At 63.6% G+C, this 18,117-nt stretch carries 15 protein-coding genes and 1 tRNA gene; 9 read left to right on the top strand and 7 right to left on the bottom strand.

Going from position 1 to position 18,117, the window contains the following annotated elements; genetic code table 11:
* Complete coding sequence (locus ASE79_RS05405; RefSeq protein WP_056412676.1) at positions 1–852, top strand: pirin family protein; 852 nt, start codon at positions 1–3, stop codon at positions 850–852.
* On the opposite strand, the gene ASE79_RS05400 is transcribed toward ASE79_RS05405, so the two are convergent.
* A complete protein-coding gene (locus tag ASE79_RS05400; RefSeq protein ID WP_056412673.1) occupies positions 849–1,715 on the bottom strand; it encodes a peptidylprolyl isomerase in 867 nt (288 codons plus the stop codon). The two genes, ASE79_RS05405 and ASE79_RS05400, sit on opposite strands and share 4 nt — an antisense overlap.
* Positions 1,716–1,803: 88 nt before the next feature.
* On the opposite strand from ASE79_RS05400, the gene ASE79_RS05395 reads away from it, so the two are divergent.
* The 3 genes from ASE79_RS05395 (at position 1,804) to ASE79_RS05385 (ending at position 4,015) form a co-directional block, all read left to right on the top strand.
* Positions 1,804–1,894 (top strand) — tRNA-Ser (locus tag ASE79_RS05395).
* A gap of 158 nt (positions 1,895–2,052) precedes the next feature.
* Positions 2,053–3,309, top strand: coding sequence for a tyrosine-type recombinase/integrase (locus ASE79_RS05390; protein WP_056412671.1), 1,257 nt, complete (start codon positions 2,053–2,055; stop codon positions 3,307–3,309).
* A gap of 25 nt (positions 3,310–3,334) precedes the next feature.
* Positions 3,335–4,015 (top strand): hypothetical protein, encoded by a 681-nt coding sequence (locus tag ASE79_RS05385; protein ID WP_056412667.1) that lies wholly within the window; start codon positions 3,335–3,337, stop codon positions 4,013–4,015.
* Positions 4,016–4,799: 784 nt separating this feature from the next.
* Here the strand turns inward: ASE79_RS05385 and ASE79_RS21565 are convergent.
* Complete coding sequence (locus tag ASE79_RS21565) at positions 4,800–5,360, bottom strand: hypothetical protein (RefSeq protein ID WP_235516753.1); 561 nt, start codon at positions 5,358–5,360, stop codon at positions 4,800–4,802.
* A 122-nt stretch (positions 5,361–5,482) separates the two neighbouring features.
* Entirely contained in the window at positions 5,483–5,632 is a 150-nt protein-coding gene (locus tag ASE79_RS20760) for a hypothetical protein (protein ID WP_156359528.1), read from the bottom strand.
* Positions 5,633–6,280: 648 nt separating this feature from the next.
* Here ASE79_RS20760 and ASE79_RS05375 point away from each other — a divergent pair.
* Together ASE79_RS05375 and ASE79_RS05370 are read left to right on the top strand one after the other, a co-directional pair.
* Positions 6,281–6,994: a competence protein CoiA family protein gene (locus ASE79_RS05375; protein WP_056412664.1), complete on the top strand. Its 714-nt coding sequence runs from the start codon at positions 6,281–6,283 to the stop codon at positions 6,992–6,994.
* 96 nt (positions 6,995–7,090) lie between these two features.
* Positions 7,091–8,221: a hypothetical protein gene (locus tag ASE79_RS05370; protein ID WP_056412662.1), complete on the top strand. Its 1,131-nt coding sequence runs from the start codon at positions 7,091–7,093 to the stop codon at positions 8,219–8,221.
* 170 nt (positions 8,222–8,391) lie between these two features.
* On the opposite strand, the gene qatD is transcribed toward ASE79_RS05370, so the two are convergent.
* From qatD to qatA, 4 genes are read right to left on the bottom strand one after another with little or no spacing between them, the layout of a single operon-like run.
* Positions 8,392–9,162: a Qat anti-phage system TatD family nuclease QatD gene (gene qatD / locus ASE79_RS05365; protein ID WP_056412658.1), complete on the bottom strand. Its 771-nt coding sequence runs from the start codon at positions 9,160–9,162 to the stop codon at positions 8,392–8,394.
* Complete coding sequence (gene qatC / locus ASE79_RS05360; protein WP_056412656.1) at positions 9,159–10,529, bottom strand: Qat anti-phage system QueC-like protein QatC; 1,371 nt, start codon at positions 10,527–10,529, stop codon at positions 9,159–9,161. The genes qatD and qatC overlap by 4 nt, the downstream gene beginning before the upstream one ends.
* The gene (gene qatB / locus ASE79_RS21375) at positions 10,526–11,413 is read right to left on the bottom strand and encodes a Qat anti-phage system associated protein QatB (RefSeq protein ID WP_056412652.1); all 888 of its coding nucleotides are present in this window, start codon (positions 11,411–11,413) and stop codon (positions 10,526–10,528) included. Before qatB ends, qatC begins: the two co-directional genes overlap by 4 nt.
* Positions 11,413–13,398: a Qat anti-phage system ATPase QatA gene (gene qatA / locus ASE79_RS05350; RefSeq protein WP_056412649.1), complete on the bottom strand. Its 1,986-nt coding sequence runs from the start codon at positions 13,396–13,398 to the stop codon at positions 11,413–11,415. Before qatA ends, qatB begins: the two co-directional genes overlap by 1 nt.
* Before the next feature lie 392 nt (positions 13,399–13,790).
* Between qatA and ASE79_RS05345 the strand changes: the two genes are divergently transcribed.
* The 3 genes from ASE79_RS05345 (at position 13,791) to ASE79_RS05335 (ending at position 17,599) form a co-directional block, all read left to right on the top strand.
* Positions 13,791–14,285, top strand: coding sequence for a hypothetical protein (locus ASE79_RS05345; RefSeq protein ID WP_156359526.1), 495 nt, complete (start codon positions 13,791–13,793; stop codon positions 14,283–14,285).
* Between the two features lie 499 nt (positions 14,286–14,784).
* Positions 14,785–16,806 (top strand): hypothetical protein, encoded by a 2,022-nt coding sequence (locus ASE79_RS05340; RefSeq protein WP_056412642.1) that lies wholly within the window; start codon positions 14,785–14,787, stop codon positions 16,804–16,806.
* A gap of 211 nt (positions 16,807–17,017) precedes the next feature.
* Positions 17,018–17,599, top strand: a complete 582-nt coding sequence (locus tag ASE79_RS05335) for a hypothetical protein (protein ID WP_156359525.1) — start codon at positions 17,018–17,020, stop codon at positions 17,597–17,599.
* Positions 17,600–18,117 lie beyond the last annotated feature (518 nt).

Genomic DNA, 18,117 nt, shown 5'->3' with positions numbered 1-18,117 from the left:
ATGCGCCAGCTCCTCCGCCAATACCCCGCCCAGCGCGACGACATCGCCGATCTCGTCACCCGGCGTCCGCTGCCGGGGCCGGGCCTGCCGCAGGTCGATCCGTTCCTGTTCCTCAACCATCACGGGCCCCAGACCTATCGCCCCGGCAACACCGGCCTCCCCTTCGGTCCGCACCCGCACCGCGGGTTTGAGACGGTCAGCTTCATCCTCGAGGGCGAGATGGCGCATCTCGACAGCGGCGGCCACGAGAGCGTGATCCGCGCGGGCGGCGTCCAGTGGATGACCGCGGGCTCGGGCCTGATCCACGCCGAGATATCGCCCGCGTCGTTCAAGCGCGACGGCGGCCCGCTGGAAATCCTGCAGCTCTGGGTGAACCTTCCCGGCCGTCTCAAGATGACCAAGCCTGCTTATACCGGCCTCCAGCGCGAGGACATTCCCGCGATTCCCGTCGAAGGGGGCGTCGTGAATCTGATCTCGGGCGCGTTCGGCGAGACGCAGGGTCCGATCGAGTCGCTGACCGGTGTCGCGATGATGACCGTCACGCTGGAGGCGGGGGGCCATGTCGACTTGCCCGCACCAGCCGGTCGCGCGGTCTTCTTCTACGTCGTCGCCGGGTCCCCCTCCGCCAACGGGACCCCGGTCAAGCCGCACCACCTCGCCACGTTCGCGATGGACGGCGACATCGCGGTCACGACGCAAGCGCCCGCCACGATCCTCTACGGCCATGCCGACCCGATCGGCGAACCCGTCGTGTCGCACGGGCCCTTCGTCATGACCACGCGCGAGGAGATCGTGCGGGCGATCGAGGATTATAATGCGGGCCTGTTCGGCACGCCGCCCGTCATCCGCTAGGGTGCCTTGCGCACCGGGGGCAGCGCGGCACAAATGTCCGCGCCGCCCGCCGGCACCGTGAAGAACGGCCCCGACCGGTTCTCGCGCGAGGCGATCCAGGCGATGAACCGCGGATTGTCCGCGCGGCGATATTCGAAATGTGGCCGCGCGGCGGCGGGGAGGGCGCTGGCCAGCCGCGCAAACACGATCGGGCTGCGCTCGCCGGCGGTCGTGTAGAAGCCCAGATCGCCGGTCCCGCGCGGCAGCGACGACAGCCACTCGATCCCGTCGATCACGCGCCCGACGACCGCGATGTTGCGGTCCAGCGCACGCGGCGAATGACCGATCACTGTATAGAGCTCCGCGCCGCTGCCCGTGCTGGGCGCGAGGTCGCGCGCGACCCCGACCATCCCATAGCAATGCGGCAGCCACTCGGTCGCGCCGTTGCCGGCAAGCGGCCAGCCGTCGCGACTATACCCTGCCCATTCGGCATAAGGGTCGCGTTGCGCCAGCCGCGCCACCGTCGTCGGTCCGGCGTGCGAATATTCCGCCGGCGGGGTCTCGACGACGCCCGCGGCCAGCGGCTTCTTCTCGGTCGCATCGCCCCATTGCGCGACGTAATTGTCCTGCACCCGGTACACGCTGGTCCCCGCATCCCACCACCGCGCGGCGGCGAGCTTGCGAATATTGGCCACATGGACCGGCGCATACCGGCTGGCGAGTCGGACGGTGAAGCTGTGTCCGTTGGCCAGCGTGAACACGAGCAACTCGTCGTCCGGCACCGCGACCCAGTCGGCCGGCACCGAATCCGAGGGGAGCGCCGCGGCAGCGGGTGGGGTAGCGACAGCTTGCGCGAGCACGGCGGCGAAGAGGAAATTCAACATGCCCGGAGACTGCCCGAGTGCGTCTGCACACGCAATCGCTTGCGCGCGCGTGAAACCCGCACTAGCAGACCCACTTCCAGAGCAATGCGGAGCGGTGGCCGAGTGGTCGAAGGCGCTCGCCTGGAAAGTGAGTATACGTCAAAAGCGTATCGAGGGTTCGAATCCCTCCCGCTCCGCCACCCTGCCTTCCCACGGCGTCTCAAACCGTATCATAAGTCGAGGATTTGCCTCGTTTTATGTTGTGAGGTAGTCTCGGCGCTTCCCATCGTGTCCCAGCCAAGCGCACGCTTTTTGGGGGTATTCTGGGGGTACGCCAAAGACGTTTTGGGGGTATTCAGTGCTGACCGAATTACGCTGCCGACAGGCCAAGGCGGCGGACAAGAGCTACAAGCTGTCCGATGCCCGAGGGCTTCACATGTTCGTGACAACGACGGGCTTTCGTTCCTGGCGCTGGAAGTATCGAATCGCGGGCAAGGAAAAGCTGCTCGTGCTGGGCAGCTATCCCGAAGTCAGTTTGGCGCTCGCGCGCGAGCACCGGGACGTAGCGTCACGGCTTTTGAAGGCTGGGACCGATCCGAGCGTCGACCGCAAGCAAACTGCTGCGGCGCGTCATATGGAGCATGCAACGACGTTCGAGGCGGTAGCGCGGGAATGGCACGCCCAGCAGGTGTCGAGCTGGGTGGCGGTGCACGCCGCGGATGTCCTGAACAGCCTCGAGAGGGATGTCTTTCCGTACATCGGTTCGACACCGGTCGCAGCGGTGACGTCGCCCATGGTGCTCCAACTCGTGCGGCGGATCGAGGAACGGCCATCGGTCGAGACGGCACGCCGTGTTCGGCAGCGTATCTCGGCGGTTTACGGCTTTGCGATCGCGTCGGGATACGCGACGAGCGATCCAGCTGTATCTATTCGGGGAGCAATGAAGCCGCTTATCAAGAAACGGCAGCCGGCGCTGGGATCGCTGGAGGAAGCCCGGGCGCTTTTGATGGCCGCCGAGGCATCGGCTGCACATCCTATGACCAAGCTCGCGTCGCGACTCCTCGCGCTGACAGCACTTCGGCCAGGGACGCTTCGAACGACCAGCTGGGCCGAGCTGGAGGCCTTGAACGAGGATGCACCGGTATGGCGCATCCCGGCCGACCGCATGAAATTGCGGGTCGCGCGCAAGCAGGACGACCGCTTCGACTTTCTGGTGCCACTGTCCCGACAGGCGATGGACGTGCTTCGCGCGGCGCGTGCCTTCGCACCGCGCGGCCCGCTGGTGTTTCCGAGCCAGCGCCACGCTCACAAGCCGATCAGCGAGAATGCGATCGGGTATTTCTACAATCGTCTGGCGGTCCGGGCGCGGCATGTGCCGCACGGCTGGCGATCGACCTTCTCGACGGTGATGAACGAACGCGCGCAGGCGCTCGACAGACCGGGCGATCGTGCAATCATCGACCTCATGCTCGCGCACATTCCAGACGGCGTCGAGGCGACCTACAACCGCGCCGCGTATCTGCCGCGCCGTATCCAAATCGCTCAGGAGTGGGCCGACCTGCTGCTCGATGGTTTTGCGCCAGCGGCAGAGCTGCTCGAAGGTCCGCGCCGCTAGGCTTTGAAGCCCAGGGAGCGGCGGCATGACCGCGCGCTCGCTCCACGAGATCATAGGCAAGACCAGCCTCTACGGTGTCTCGCGGAACCGTGTGCGCCGCGACAGCTTTCTTAAGGGCTCGTGTGAAGCCCGGTTCTGGCGACCCGTCAGCAAACGGCAGATGGGGCCGGCCATGGTTGCGGCAGAAGGCTACGACCGGCAGCACAAGCAGCCTGGAAAGCGCAACGGACCGCTCGGTCATGTCGGGCTCGAGGTCCTGCGTGCGCTGTATCGTATAGTGTGTCACCGGTCGGGCAGGCTCGAGCCGTCGATCGACTATCTCGTGGGAAAGCTGCGGCGGTCGCGTGACGCTATCGTGCGCGCTTTGAAAGCACTAAAAGATCACGGCTTTTTGGATTGGATCCGCAGAACCGAACCGATTTTCGAGGCAGAGGGTGCCGGACCGAGAATCCGTCAAGTTAGCAACGCTTACCGACTCTGCATTCCTGCGTTTGCCCGCGTGATCGTCGAGCGCATCATAGGTCCCGCGCCGGTACCGGCCGACGCGGTCCAGCATTTTGAGCAACGCCGTGCTGAGCAGGCGATGATGGTCGCCCAGTTGCCATTGCGCGAAGCGGTAGGCTTTAGCGTCAGCAACGAAGCGTTGGCGGTCGCCCTTGCCCGACTGGCGGACGCGCTGGAAGGGAATGAGCGCGAGTCCGCCTAGCGGTCTGAAACCAGCACCATTCATTATAAAGAGGGAAGATCGCCGATCGACGACCGTCAGAGGTTCCACAAACGCCCCGCTGTTTGGGCATGGTCGACGGGACGTATGCGGCGCTGATCGGCCGTACTCTGTGACAGCGCTCCTGCGCCCGACTCGCGGTGACAGGAAACGACCGATTTGGCGTGTTTGAGCTCCCCGCTTGGACTTGATGCATGCGGTTTCGCCCAAGCGGCCATTGGTGCACCCAAACGCACCGTCGATGCTGCCGTGATATGTGGGTAAAAGCGGCGGAATACCTTGGGATTGGCCGTTGCCCGTTAACGCACCGAAACCGACACAAGAAGCTCGCGGGCGAGGCGGGGGGATAAGCGTGTTAAATGGGGTAGCAGGCGCATCAATCCGCATCAGCGGAGGAAAGATCATTGCGGTGTTGGGGCCACGCTTTCACGCCGCTGCGCATCAGATATCCTGACTGCATAAAAAGGCACATAAGAAGCTAGCGGGCGAGGCGGGGGTTCTTGCGCCGTATTTGGGTGTGCGACTTGCAGCCGGTCAAATTTGGTGGAAAGCGGCCTGTCCGCTTTGGGGCGGGGATTTTGAGAAAGCGGACGTTCGTTCAGGCGGCAGGGCAGGGAGCTCGAACGCCCGCGGATGGTGGAGAGCGGCACGGCCGGTTTGGAAAAAGGCAGTGCGGTAACCGGCCCTTCGTTCATCCCGTGCCAACGTCGGCTGACGACCATCATACGCCGTTCCGACCGACTTCGCTTTCGTCTCGGCTGATCGCTTACCAATCGTCGGGGCTTTGCATCGTGCTCAGCTCGGACACCTCGTTTGCATGTGTCCCCATTATGAAGCGGTCCTCGTCCCATACGGCAAACAGATCCAAGGTCCCTGGGTTTTCAGCGTAATTCAAAGCAAACCGGTATGTGTCTAAGAACAGTTGCTCGTAATATTTGGCTAGTCGATTGCTCATCACGCTGAATGTTGCGTGCAATGTGACGCCGTTCGGCCATTTTTTCGCAATATGATTTGCGATGCGAGTATCGGGAGGCCCTTTCCCGACATAGGCGCACAGCATCGTATAGGTGCCATGATCATCGCAGTCGTCATGCGCGGACCAGAGATGATAGAGACCAGACTGACCCTTGAGTGGCTTGAGATATAATTTGTGATCCATGTCACCAATTAGGAACCCCGGATCGACAGGTACTGGCATGCAATATTCGGACATATTTACCAGCTGATCTGCATCAATCGGTTGGGCAAGCTCTGCACGCGCGTTTTTGTCGAATGGGTCGTAGTCCAGGTCTTGGCAGGGAAAATTGTTATCTTCACATTTCGTCATTTTGTGTTCTGCTCGCTTCGTCTCTGAATATCTCTACCAGAGGTCGTCGGCGACGGCTTTAATGCCTTGGACGAAGCGCGTCGCGGCCGAATGCGTCGGGTTCGCGACCGGAAGCTTTCCCATTAGCGGAAATCGCGTGGCTTGATCTTGATGGCCTCGGTCGGCTGGCGCCGAACGATCCTGTATGTACGGCCAGTTTTGATGTTCGCGCATCGTGCATGGAATGACCGGCCTTGAGCGTTCTTGCGGGCGATCCAGATATCGTCGAACATGTCTTAAGGCCCCTGTGAAGCCGGCGGGGTTCATCCCCGCTCGACAGGCACCCGACAGGACGGGGAGGGGCCACGATCACTTTGTTGCCGAAGGCAAGAAGCCGTAGCGAGGCGCCCGGACCCATCGCAGGTTGATTGTACAAGGCCCCGAGCTGGCCCAAGGATTGCGCCTCCAAGAGCGGGGTGAAGCACGGCGGCAGGGGTCCCGCGTGGTCAGCATTGGAGCCCGGTGACGCCGACCGCAGCCGTTACAAGCCACCACCTTCGCCCTCGCGTCCACGCTGCGCCTGCTGCCCGCCGGCTTTCGTTCTGCGTCACACGATAGGTCCGGTGTAGACAGCCAACGGGTGAGGGACTGGCGCTTTTCGAAACGGTGATGTCCGCCCGCTCCGTCAGTCGATCGTTACCCGCATGGGCCGAGACCGCGCGCGGGCTCGGCGGAGCGGCAGCGGAGTAGAGCGATGGTCCTAGCCGTCAGGCTGGGAGACGTCGCACCGATCACCCTCGGCGAAGCACCCGCCCGCTTCGATATTGATCGTCATCCGGAGCCGGCAGCAAGGCAAGATCAGGGGCGAAGCCGGCCGAAGACGTTTTCAGATCCCGCAGCCGGTTCTAGGATGACGGTCGATCGAAGGTGGGGTCGTTGGCGTGGAGGATTTCAGTCCCAATCCATTTGGTTTCGTCGAGCACGCAGCCTTTGCCGGTTTCGGCGTCGATCTCGTCTGGGGCCTCGATCACGAGGACAATCCCGTCCACATAAGCGCCGCCCGGCGCGGCGGGGCGTGCGGTTTGATCTGCCCCGCTTGCAGGGTAAGGCTGATCGCGCGCAAGGGTACGAAGAAGGCCGCTCATTTTGCCCACCAGGGCGCAAATTCGGGATGCGGTAGCGGGCGGGAGACGAACGCGCACTTTTGGGCCAAACAGCTGCTGGTCGAACGAAAGCGTATCTGGACACCGGTGGTGACGGCCGTCGTCGATGGCACGTCTCGCGAGGAGAGCAAGGCGCGGTGGATGACCTTCCGCGACGTGCGTTCCGAGCGTCGGCTCGAAGGAATCGTCCCCGACATCGTGCTGATCCTCGGCGACGGGCGCGAGTTGATCGTCGAGGTCTGTGTGACCCACCCATGTGGCGAGGAGAAGATCGCGCTGATCCAGTCGAGGGGCTGGCCCGCGATCGAGATCAATTTGCGCCGGCTGCGCACCAGCCAGGATATCGAGGCGATCGAGCGCGGGCTACTGCGGGAGGCGCCACGCGCCTGGCTCTGCAATCCGAGGCGCGACCGCGCTGAGGAGGCGCTCCGTGCGGAGCTGGCTGCCGAAGCGGCGAAGCGGCAGGCGGCTGCGCAGCGTCGGGCGGCCTAGGACGCCGAGCGCAAGCGCCGTGCGGACGCAGCGACCGAGGCGGAAGGCCAAGCGCTACTGCGCGCCGTGGCGGAAGCCCGGCGGGATGTCCGGCCCGTGACGGACGACGCGCTGGCGCGATTGATAGCTGACGATGACGGCGAACTGATCGGGATCGTCGGTGGTGGCGCGGGATGGTCGGTCGGTGACGCGGAATGGCAGGCAACGCTCCTAGACCAGTTCGTATCGGTCCACGATCCTCGTACGTTCGAAGACCGATCATTCTCGCTCGATGGCGCGCTCAACTATCTCGAAGCCTTGATCGCGCCATCGTTTGCCCGGCCGCCAAAGGCGGCGGTACGGGCATGGGTTCGCAGGCACGATCCCGCTCTCCGGCTACCGCGCGAGGCAGTGGAGGAGTATCTCGAGGCGCTGTGCATGGCAGGTGCTCTGCAGTCCGAGGAGAGCGGCGTTTACGGTCTACCCGACGACGTGACGCGGCGGTTGGAGCATGAGCAGCAACGCTTGCTGGCGATCGATCAGCGCGCCGACACCACGCATCGGCTCGTGGATGACATGCTCGCCGATCTCCCGTTCGCGGAGACGGTCGACTTCGAGCCCCAGCTCTGGCTGGCGACCGCGCTACCAGGCAGCGACACGTCGCCCAACGATCTGCTGGTCGCAGGCGAGGTTCCCTATGGCGACTTCATTGCGACGCTGCGCACGCTCGCCAATATGGTCGCTGGCGGGGACGAGCCGACCGATGGTCTCCTCGGCCTTCCGCTCGAGGGAGCCCGCTACCGGGCGATCGAACGGCGCATGACGCGGCGAGCCCGCGAGGCCGCGGCGCGCGTGGCCGACGTGCGCGGCGCCGCCACGCGCGTGCTGGCGGGGGAGGCGGCCTCGTGGTTGCTCATGCCGCTCGAGGGCGGGAACGATACGCCGCTTGCGCTGGCCGGCGCCTCGGCAGTCGGACTTGATCGCTGCATGGAGACGATCGCCGCACTCGGTCGGCGCCGCGAGGCCGATGCAATTGAAGCCGCCGCGATCGCCGCGCGGCGCCAGACGTTGCGAGCGGCGGTGGCGAAACTCTACCCGCCCGCCCTGCGCGAAATGGCGCTCAGGAACCAGTTACCCGCACTCGGCTGCTCGCCATGGGATGCCTGCGGAAGCGCGCATGGTCTCGAAGCGGCGGTCCGGTTTCTGAGCGCGCAGGCGAATGGGCGGGGCCGACGTGGGCGCGTCTGAGCATCGAAGGCCATCGACCGGGACCACGGACGGCGGCGAAAAGCCTGCGTCGCGCACACCGAAAACCGAAGCTGACCCCGGTCCCAGAACAAGAGCACGATGGCAAGCGAAGGCTCGCAATAGGCGCGACGCCGCACAAGCAAGGTCGAGCCGGAAGCCGCGCCGTGGCTTTAGGGTCTCGCGACGAGCGTGCGCAATGCTGCGATCATGTCCTGATGAGCGATATGCTCGGGCACATCGCGTATCCGCGCAATCGCCGCGACGACCGAGCGAACATCGTTTGGCTGGGCGGGGCCGTCTTCCCCTTGCGTGAATGGGCCGTCCGTCTCGGTCAGCACGCGGTCGCTCGGCAGTGTCCCGATCAGTTCCCGGCCGCGATCCTTCGCCGCCATCGCGGCGTTCACCGAGAAATAGCAACCAAGCTCCAGCGCCCGGCGGGCCTCGCTGCGGCTCCCCGTGAACCAATGGAGCACGACCTTGCCGCGCCCGGACGGGAGAAAGGTTTCGATCATGTCTAGGACCGGCGTCGCGGCGCGAACGCTGTGGACGGTAAGGACTTTGTCGCCCGCATCGGCACAACATTCGAGCACCCGCCGGAAGACGCGTTTCTGCGCGTCCAGGGTCTTGTAGAAGCGCGGTCCCGCATCGAGCCCGACCTCGCCCACATAGCGGGTCTCGGGCAGATGATGCTCCCATAGCGCGAGCTCGTTCTCGCGCTCGCCGACGAGCTGGGGGTGGAGGCCGAGTGCCGCGCGGACGAAACGCCGGTCACGAGTGAGGCTATGGTTGCGCAGCCAGGCACGCGGCGTGGTGGTGACCGTGAGCGTGTAGATGCTGGCTTTCTCGGCCCGCTCGATCGCGGCTTCATGGTCGGGGAACAGGTCGAGATGACAGTGGAAGTCGACGCCGCGCGGCGACGCCTTCGTATTGGCTTTGCTCACAAGGGCCGTGTCCGCACGCCGTTCAGGATCTGGCCGACTTCTTCCATGCCGCGGCGATATACGTCCGCCAGCGCGGTTTGTCGCGCGGGGGACTCGTCGGCGAGCGGTCCGGGCTTGTGGATCAGGAGTTGCGCGAGGGAGGGGCGGCGGCGCAGCCGATCGATCGCGAGCTGGAACGAGCGAATCTGGACGCCTTCCGACTCCCGGGTGTTGAGTGGACGCGCCGTTAGATCGTCGAGCGTATAGACGGTGGGGTCGGGGGCAGGAGCGAAGCCTGCGGCGAGCGAGCCGCGGCGTATGAGGCAAGGCAGACAATAACCGCAATGCTGGACGCCGAGGCCTTGCCAACGCCCCTTCGTCGGCGATGAGCACGACAACGACGTGGGGGCGACCTCGCGCAGCAACGCGGGGTTCTGGCAATCCGCGACCATCTCGCCCTTGGTCTTGTCCCAATAAGGGTTCTCAATCCGACCGGTGATGCCGAGCGCTGCCATCGCCTGGTTCCAGCGAGCGATGTAGAAGGGATGGGTGGTGCGCGTGCTGAGCGCGCCCAAGCGGATCGGATCCAAGGGTACGTTGATCGCGATCAGACCATTTTCCGGGCACTGCAGCGTGAATTCTCGACCCAGGCCGGTGCCGGCCATGACGCCGAGCGCGAAGAAGAGGAACGATCGGCCCCTGGTCGTGTCCTCACCGCCGGAACTTGCGACCAGCCCTTGCGCGAACGCCATCCACAGCCGCAGCCGCGCGAAGCCTCGTCCGGGATAGGCATTGGCAAGGGCGGTTTGCAACATGGTCTGGGCTTCGCTCGTCGCGCCCTCGCCGGCATGGCTGATGAAGAGCGGGGTCTTGCCCGAAGCGAGCGTGTCGATGGCGCCGATGAGGCTGTCGAGGCCGCCTGAGAAGAGCGCGAGATGGTCAAACCGGGGCGGCAGCAGACTTGTCTGCGGCGTGCCCGCGAGATCGGCGAAGCGGCGCGGTCGAGAGCGGAAGCCGAGCGTCCAGCGATCGCCGGTCAGGAAGCCGAGCAACCGCTCGAAGATCGGGCCTGCCGTAGCCCACAGCCGCGGATCGCGAACCGGCACGACCAGCCTGATTTCCCGGGTCCAGCCATCCTGGCTATCGATCGCACGGGCGATACGCGTGTCGGCGGCATGGACATGCGTTGCGAGCACCATGAGGTCGATGCCGATCTCGCTTGGATAGACCCCTTCGCGCCCGAGGTCGGCGAGCGCCCGCCCGATGCCGTGCTCCAGCTCGAAATTGTCGTTGAGGAGTTCGAGGCGGGTGGCGGTTTCGTCGGTCGTGCGCGGCACACGGAGGCGGTCGCCAGCGCCGAGCCTGCCGATGATGACGTGTCGGTTCATGCCGCGGCTTCTCCATCACCCATGATGCGCAGGATATCGAAGGCCTGCTCGTAGATTTGCGTGACGAAGCCGAGCACACGGTCCGGCGTCAGCGCGGCCGCGGCGGACCGTGCGGCGGTCAGCGCGTCCGCGACACCGCGGCGTATGAAGTCGTTGAGCTGCGCCTGCACCGTTGCTGCCTCACGGGCACTGGCGGGCAGCATCACCGCCTTCGTGCCGATGTCGTTACACAATCGTGCCTCGATCGCGTTGCTCGCGTAAAGCTCGAAGACGGTTTGCATCTGGTCCTCGGTCAGCGTGTCGAGATCGGTGATGCCGGCGCCGGCCAGATCGACGATGGTTTCAATAAAGGCTTCACGCGCGATGCCCTCGTCGACCGATCCGCCATCGGGACAGACATAATCGGCGAGCCCGAGGAAGATTTCCTCGACGGGACGCCCGGCGAGGCTCGCGAGATTGAGGGCGCGCAGTGCTTCGGCGACCCCGCGCGTGGTCGCATCGCTGAGGAAGCCGAGCAATCTGCTGCCCGCTCCGCGCGCCGATCCCATGCGGGCGGCCGCGCCGCGCGCGCCGCCCGTCGAGGAGCCGACATAATGCGAGATCGCGCGGCCGAGACTGGCGCGATCGGCACCACCGGAACTCGCGTACCTGGAGAAATTGTTGCGGGCGGCGGTAAAGCGCGCGGCGTCGCCATTGGGCGGTACCGGTGGCCGCTGCGGCGGCTGCGGCGGATCGGCCGGCGACGTCCCGCCGTCGCCGGCGCCGTCGGCGCCGTCGGCGCCGTCCGCTGCATCGTTCGAGGAGGGTGCGCCGGCGTCGCCGACGAAGCTGGGGACGAGTGGGCTGTTGCCGCCCTGTCCCCCGAACACGCTCGACGTCCCCATCAGCGACCACCCTGGCGGGTGCGCAGGACGTTTGCCGCGGTCATCTTGAGCATCGCGGAACCGTCCTTGCTCCACGCGGCCAGCAGCCGATCGAAGCGCGCTTTGATCTCGGCGTCCTTAAGCGCCACATCCCATCCGCCAGACGCCCAGGGCCCGAGGCGATCACGCGGAAGTGCCTCGAGGAAGTCGAGGAGGCTGGTCTGGAGGGCGGGCTGTGCCTTCACGAGGATACCGAGCCCGTCGGCGCCCGCCGGCTGCGTATCGAACGCGTCCCCGCCCACGATCCGCCCCCTGACTGCTTCGAACACGCGGGCGGCTTCGGGCGGCGCGAGGCGCGCGAGATCGCCCTCCATCGCCTGCACGACGAATTTTCCGCCGAAGAGCTGTTCGACGACCCCCGTCAGATGCCCGAGGACGGAGGCGGCACCGAAATAGTCCTTCCGGTCCTTGGCAATGAACAGATAGGGGCGCAGGTCTTCCTCTCCCACGAGCGGCTGGACCTCTGCCCATGCCCGGATCACCGGAGACGACAGCCATTCGGCGAGTTGCGCGCTGGCCTCGCTCGCGACGGATTGAAGCTTGGGCGCAGCCTTGCCGACGGGCTTGCCCGGCCTGGCCTTCTCGCCCGCCGGGACGTCCGGGGCGGAAGGCTTCTCGTCTCCCGTCTTGTCGTTCGCGATGCGTTCGAGCCGCGCGAGATCGCCGCACTTGCCATTGTCGGACACGGCCGCAGCGGCGCCGATCTGGTCGAAGAGGCGCGGGATGAACCGTTCCGCGAGCATGAGCTTGGCGAGGACCGGGAGCTTCACGTCCTCGCCGAAACCGCGCGCGTCCGCCGTCCGCTCGCGCAGCAGCAAGGCATTCAGGAATCGCTTGATCTGTCGCGGATTGCCCTGCGTGCCGCTGGCGAGGATCGGCCCGATCTGATCGGACAGGGTGAGGGCATTATTCGCGCTCGCCGCTTTGGTGCCGAGCGCGTCGCGCACGGACTTGGCATCGAGCGGGCCTTCGAGCCAGGGCCGTTTCAGCCGTTCACGCGCAACCGCGATGAGAGCGTTGAACGCCGGATCGTCCTCGCCGAGTTCTGCGGCGACGAGGAGGAGGGTCACATAGATGCGCGTCTCGGTATCGCCGAGCGGCGGGATGCGAAACGGGATCTGGATGAGCTTTTCGAGATAGTTTCGCGCATAGCTGAGTGGTCCCGTGGTGTCGGGCAGATCGGGGAAATGCTTTCGCACCGAATATTCGATCATCGCTTCGTCGGCCGCCACCACGAAGGCGGTCCGCTCGGTGAAGACGAAGAGGCGGATCGCCTCGAGCGTTTCGATGGCGGTATCGGGGAGGCAGCGGTCGAGATCGTCGATCAGCACGACGAGCTGCTTGATGCCGGCTTCCTTCAGCAGATCGTCGAACGCCTTCCGGAAGGCGTTGATCTCCTCGGGGACATTGGTGGTGCCCCCCTTCTCGTTCAGGACATCCTTTACCTCTTCGAGGGCCTTGGTGGCATTTTCCTTGGTCGCGAGCTTCATCGGGTCCGCAAGCGCCCCTTGCACCATGCCCATGACGGACTGGATCTGATCTGGCGTCGGAACGCCCGTGAATGCGGTAAATGCGAGACCGCCCGCCTTCTTTGCGACCTTGAGCCAATCGATACGGCGGAAGACGTCTTTGACGGCAAGCGCCGCTTTGGTGAGGGCGGGTCGTTTTTCTATCAGACCCGTGACGATCCCCTCGATCAGGGCGATCTTGGCGTCCTCGAAACCCTGGAAACGCCAGCCGTTGAATTTGAGGCAAAGCGTTGTCTCGTCGCCCTCGAAGCAAGACTCGATCATTTCTAGGACGCTCGACTTGCCGGCACCCCAGTCGCCATGCACGCCGACCGTTACCGGCTTGTCGGGGCGATCTTGTAGCAACTTCACGATCGTCGTCGCGATCGCCTCGTTGTTGAGAAGGTCGATCTTGGTTTCATTATCGGCAAGCAGCATCGACGTCCCCCGGACAGGCCCGATCTCCCGACACGCCTGCCATGGTCGTGGATCGTACGCTCAATCGCGTCATGTTCAATGGGTTGCGGGTACGCCACGAGATTCGCGCCACCGAGACCGGCGGTCGCCCGTCACCATGACGAACACTTGGCGAAACCTTGCCCTGCCAGCGCCACCTCGACCGACCGCTCTTCGGCTCTCGAGCCCGCACCGACATCCCCGACACCTGATGCGGAACCGCCGGTCGTTTCGGACGAGGGGGCGAGCATCGGCTCGCTGGTGGCGTCGGGCGGACGGAGGGCGAAGCCGTTCTGATCATACCATGACCGAATCAACTGGAAAGGGGTCTCGATTTGTTCTAACGTAGCCCGCCTTGTGGAAAGGCGTCCGGCATGGCTGTGAAACCGACATTGAGCGATCTTCGAAACGGCATCGAAGAGGTTTGCCGCGACATCATGCGCGAAGCTGGCAATGGCGAGGCGTCTAATGAGGTCGTGCTGGAGCGCGTGCGCCGCGATTTTTCGGACGAGATCGCCAAGCTTTCCAGCCAGCTCGAGAACATCGCGCTGGTCAAGCTTCTGAACGAGGTCAGCAACCGGAAGGGCCGGATCGCATCGGGCCGCGCATTTCCCGATCTGTTCGGCGATTATGGTAACATCCCGACGCAGGTGACGATCTCCCGACGGATCAAAAAGAGCACCGCGGAACTCACCATCGCGGAGGCGAGCCTTTGGCTCGAAGCGCATACGAAACAGCGCGATACCGCTAAGCATCAGGCGTTCCGCAAGATGTTGGAGGATCTGAAGTCCCACCAGCATTTCGAGGACGACACGCTGGCCACGATATTGGAACGCCGGCGCGTATCCGGGCAGATGGAGCTTGCCTGAGTCAAACAGGGCACGGGGCGGGTCGAGCGGTTGTTGGCACGACGAGGCCGACCCGCGCTTGGTGCCCTAATTGATCGAGATGTTCGGATGTCGGCGAGGCAATAATACACGGGCATCGACCAAAGCGTAGCCGTTAAGCGCCGAGATCCACCCGTCGGCCGCCCCTCCCATGTCCCCCTTCGGGCATGACCGCCGTGCTCGAACGGGCGCGGGGGCGCCAACGGGTGACGTCCCCGCTGTTTTTTTTAGTCCAGTTATGATTGGTAGAGCTTTGGGGAGCACGTCACGCGGACCAAGAGATCGCCGCTTGAGATCGCCGAGTGGAGTCAATTGCCGAACGCCGGATCGTCTCGGCACCCCCCTCAGGATCCCGCCGGTGCACCATGGTCGACGTAGTTCTTGTTCTGGCGCGGCGCCGGATGCCCGGCTCCCTTGAGATGCGCTCGATTTTACGTGAAGGAGCACTCACCAAATCACGTAGGATATGATGCCACACCGATTGACCGCTTTCGGCACCGCCGTTGCCAAGCTGAAATCTCCAGCCGCCGCCGATTTTTCGGCGGCGGCCTGGGACGCGGCCTATCATGCGCACAGCACCAGCCGATGTGACGAGCGGCTCTTTACGGCGGCGCAGTGGATCGGCACCGAGGCTCATGCCGGTCGACTTGTGGCCGGTGCGTCGGTCGGTCCAGTGCTCGCGAGCCTCACCCCTGAATGGGGCACGATCCTCGCTATCGCTGCGCTTAACCGGGAGTATCGAACTGCTGTCGCGCTGAAGGACGCGCAGAACACGCAACTGACCAATCGTGACGTGCTTGCGGCCGATGCCATCGCTGCAGAACGTATCCAAGGTGCGGGAAGTCAGCTCTTCGCCGTGGCCGACTTGGCAGAACTCGGCATCGATATGACCGAGAACTGGTTGTTTGATGCGGCCCACTCAACGGGCACGATCGTTCCAACCGGCAATCTTGCGCCTACCGCGATCCGGGCGACGCAGAGCTACAGCTTCCGCAAATCGTTGAACACGCTCTGGAACGGTGCCTGGATCGATGGCGATTTCTGCGAACAGGCAGCGGACGGCAAATGGCGTTGGCGATCCGGCGATCCGGCGCGGGCTCGCCTGATAGCTGCATGGCAGGCGCGGCAGGAAGCCAATCTAATGAACTTCCCCAACATCGACCGGACCGTCTGGCCGAAGCTTAAGCCGGCTGCGCGTCGAAAGCAGTCCCGCGGCTGGGGCGTCACGAACATGATACCGGGTAGCAATGGCACCGTGTTCAAGGTGAGCGCACTGCAATATCCATCGCGATACATGCCGGCTTACAATTACGAGCGAGCGGGGTTGGAGGGTAGCTATCTCATCGAATTTCTCGGATCGACGATGAACGGTAAGCCGGCGCTAACGGTGTCCAATCTTCTGCTGGCTTGGCATGCTATCTATGACATTGCCAAACTGCTCGTGAAACGGGCACCGCTTCCCACGACCCTCTCTCCCAGCGAAGCGCGTGCGCTTGCCATGGTTGTCGGGCGCGGCGCAGTCTGTGATGCGATCCGCCGGTCGGTGCGGGTTTCGGAAGCTGACGCCGACGCGATCGTCACCTTCCTGACTTTCGCCTTCCAGACCGGCGGCACTGCCAAGGATGCCGGCAACAAGGGGCTCTGGGCCGCGCCTCTGGTCCCGGTACCTGGAACCGACAACTTTGTCCTGCCGCTGTCGGTGCTGGTTACGAGCAATCCGGCTCGTCGCGCCGAGGCATGGCTGGAAAAGGGCGGGATCAACGACAGCAATCCCAAAGGCAGTCGCGGCGATCGCTACGAAGAATTTTTCCGAGCCAAGGCGTGTAAGGCCGTTGCTGGAAACACGAAATTCACCGCTGCGACATGCGCCGCGACGGAGATCAAGAAATCGAAGGTATTTGGCGAGCAGGTGGACCTGCTCGTGGCGTTCGGTGGGCTCTGTCTTGTCGGTGAGGTGAAATTTTTCCTGATGCCGTCCGACCCGCACGAGCGCGACCGGTACGACGTCAAGCTGACCAAGGCGGCTGCCCAAGCGAAGCGTAAGGCGGCTGCACTTGACATCCGGCGCGACGTCATCTCCGACCATCTCGGGATCAGTCTTGCCAAGGCGAACTCTCTTCGGCTGCTGCCGATCGTTGTTACTGCTCAGGGCTACGGCTTTTCCACTAAGGTCGCTAACGTGCTGATCATCGAGGCCGAGTTTCTACGCCTCTTTCTAATGGGCGGCGATCTCGTCACGGGGCGCGCCTTGATCCCCGCCACCGGTCAGTGGACCGATGTGAGCACGGTGATCTACGGAACCGAGGCGGCGGCAGCGCGCAATTTTGAGGAGATCATGTCTGAGCCCTTCGTACTAACGCGATTCCTTGACCGCGTAGAGTGGGGCAAGACGATGTTTCCGAGCATCGCTCATAATGCGACCGAGATCGACGTCGTACTGTTAGGCGACCTCAAGGGGTTTGAGCGAATGCAGGCCGAAGCGATGCGCGCAGAACTCGTCTGACCGGAATTCTCAGTAGGATGCCACGTGGTTCTAAGCCGCGATCCCTCGTGTAAAGGCTTGTGCAGTCAGCATGAATGAACGACCGAAGCTGGGAAGGCGAACATGGCTCGCGGATGACTGCAAATGGGTCTCATTGATCGCGCGTTGTTATGCTGATGACCGTCGACCAGGAACATATTATGCATTAGCAGCGAGATGGTAGGAGTGGGGGGTGAATTTGCCTTCAAAAAAGCGCGTTCGGGCAGTAGAGTTGCTAACACGTCCATCAGGCTGGCTGCGTCGCGATCCCTACAAAGTTTGGGAAAAGCGAGCTGAAAACATCAAGGCCCGCGTTCAGATGGTAATTGCTTTCCTACTTGTGATCGCTCTCGCGCTCCGAGCGGTTTCTGGGTTGGCATATTTCATTGGTCATCCCGTTCTTATCGCGGTTCACCAACACCGTCCGCTTGAACTAGTTTCGCTCGGCTTGATGTACGCAGCCGGCGTTGAGCTTGCCTACATGCTGTTCACTCCGGGACCAGACGAGGCGATAGCGCCCGTAATTTTAGGGCTATCCTCGACCATCCTCCTCATCGTCTCCGACGGCTCAGAGAACTGGAAGGACGCAATAATTGTGCCCCTTCTCACGGCGTCGGTTGCTGGGCTCTTTTTGGTACGGGAGCGCTATGAGAAGCAGTCGGAAAAGATAAAGGCTCGCGAAGCCAAATTGAAGCTGCGGGAGCAGCGTTCTGAACAGCATGGCGTCGACGCTCCCGTGTTCGATTCTATTGGTCCAGAGTCTGCTTATCCGTAGTTGCTGGATAACTCGACGCTGCGCCCGTGTCGCTTTGTCGTGAGCGAGACTTCGATGTCCACCGCGTGGCTTGCGGCTTGGCAGGGGGCGGCAGCAGGCGCGGGACTGCAGCTTTGAAGCGGGCCACGCGAGCTTACAGCGTCGTGGTTTTGGGCGTGTCTCTGCCGTCTTCATCTTTGCTTAACGGACGTCCAGTTTCGGGGAGGCCGACGTACCGGCAGGACGTTCGCGATTGGGTCTGGCCGGAAGCCGTAGGGCAGGACGTGCTCGCTCAAAACCAGACATCCTTTGTAAGATACTCGTCCGTTGAAAGCGGATACCTGTTCACCTTATACTTCATCATCCCGTGAAGCGAACATCGGACCGGGAGCTTCTCACCTGTCGACTGCATCTGTAGTCACTGGGCAGGTAAATGGAGAGTGCCGTGAGGAATATACGGACATTAGCGACGGTTGCGACTGCCATCTTCGGGCTTTCGGCCGCGCAGGCGAAAGCCTTGACCCCGACCTGCAACGCGG

The organism is Sphingomonas sp. Leaf28, assembly GCF_001421685.1.
Lineage (GTDB): Bacteria > Pseudomonadota > Alphaproteobacteria > Sphingomonadales > Sphingomonadaceae > Sphingomonas > Sphingomonas aurantiaca.
Note: the sequence above shows the minus strand (reverse complement) of the source record. Positions and strands in the feature narration are given on the sequence as shown.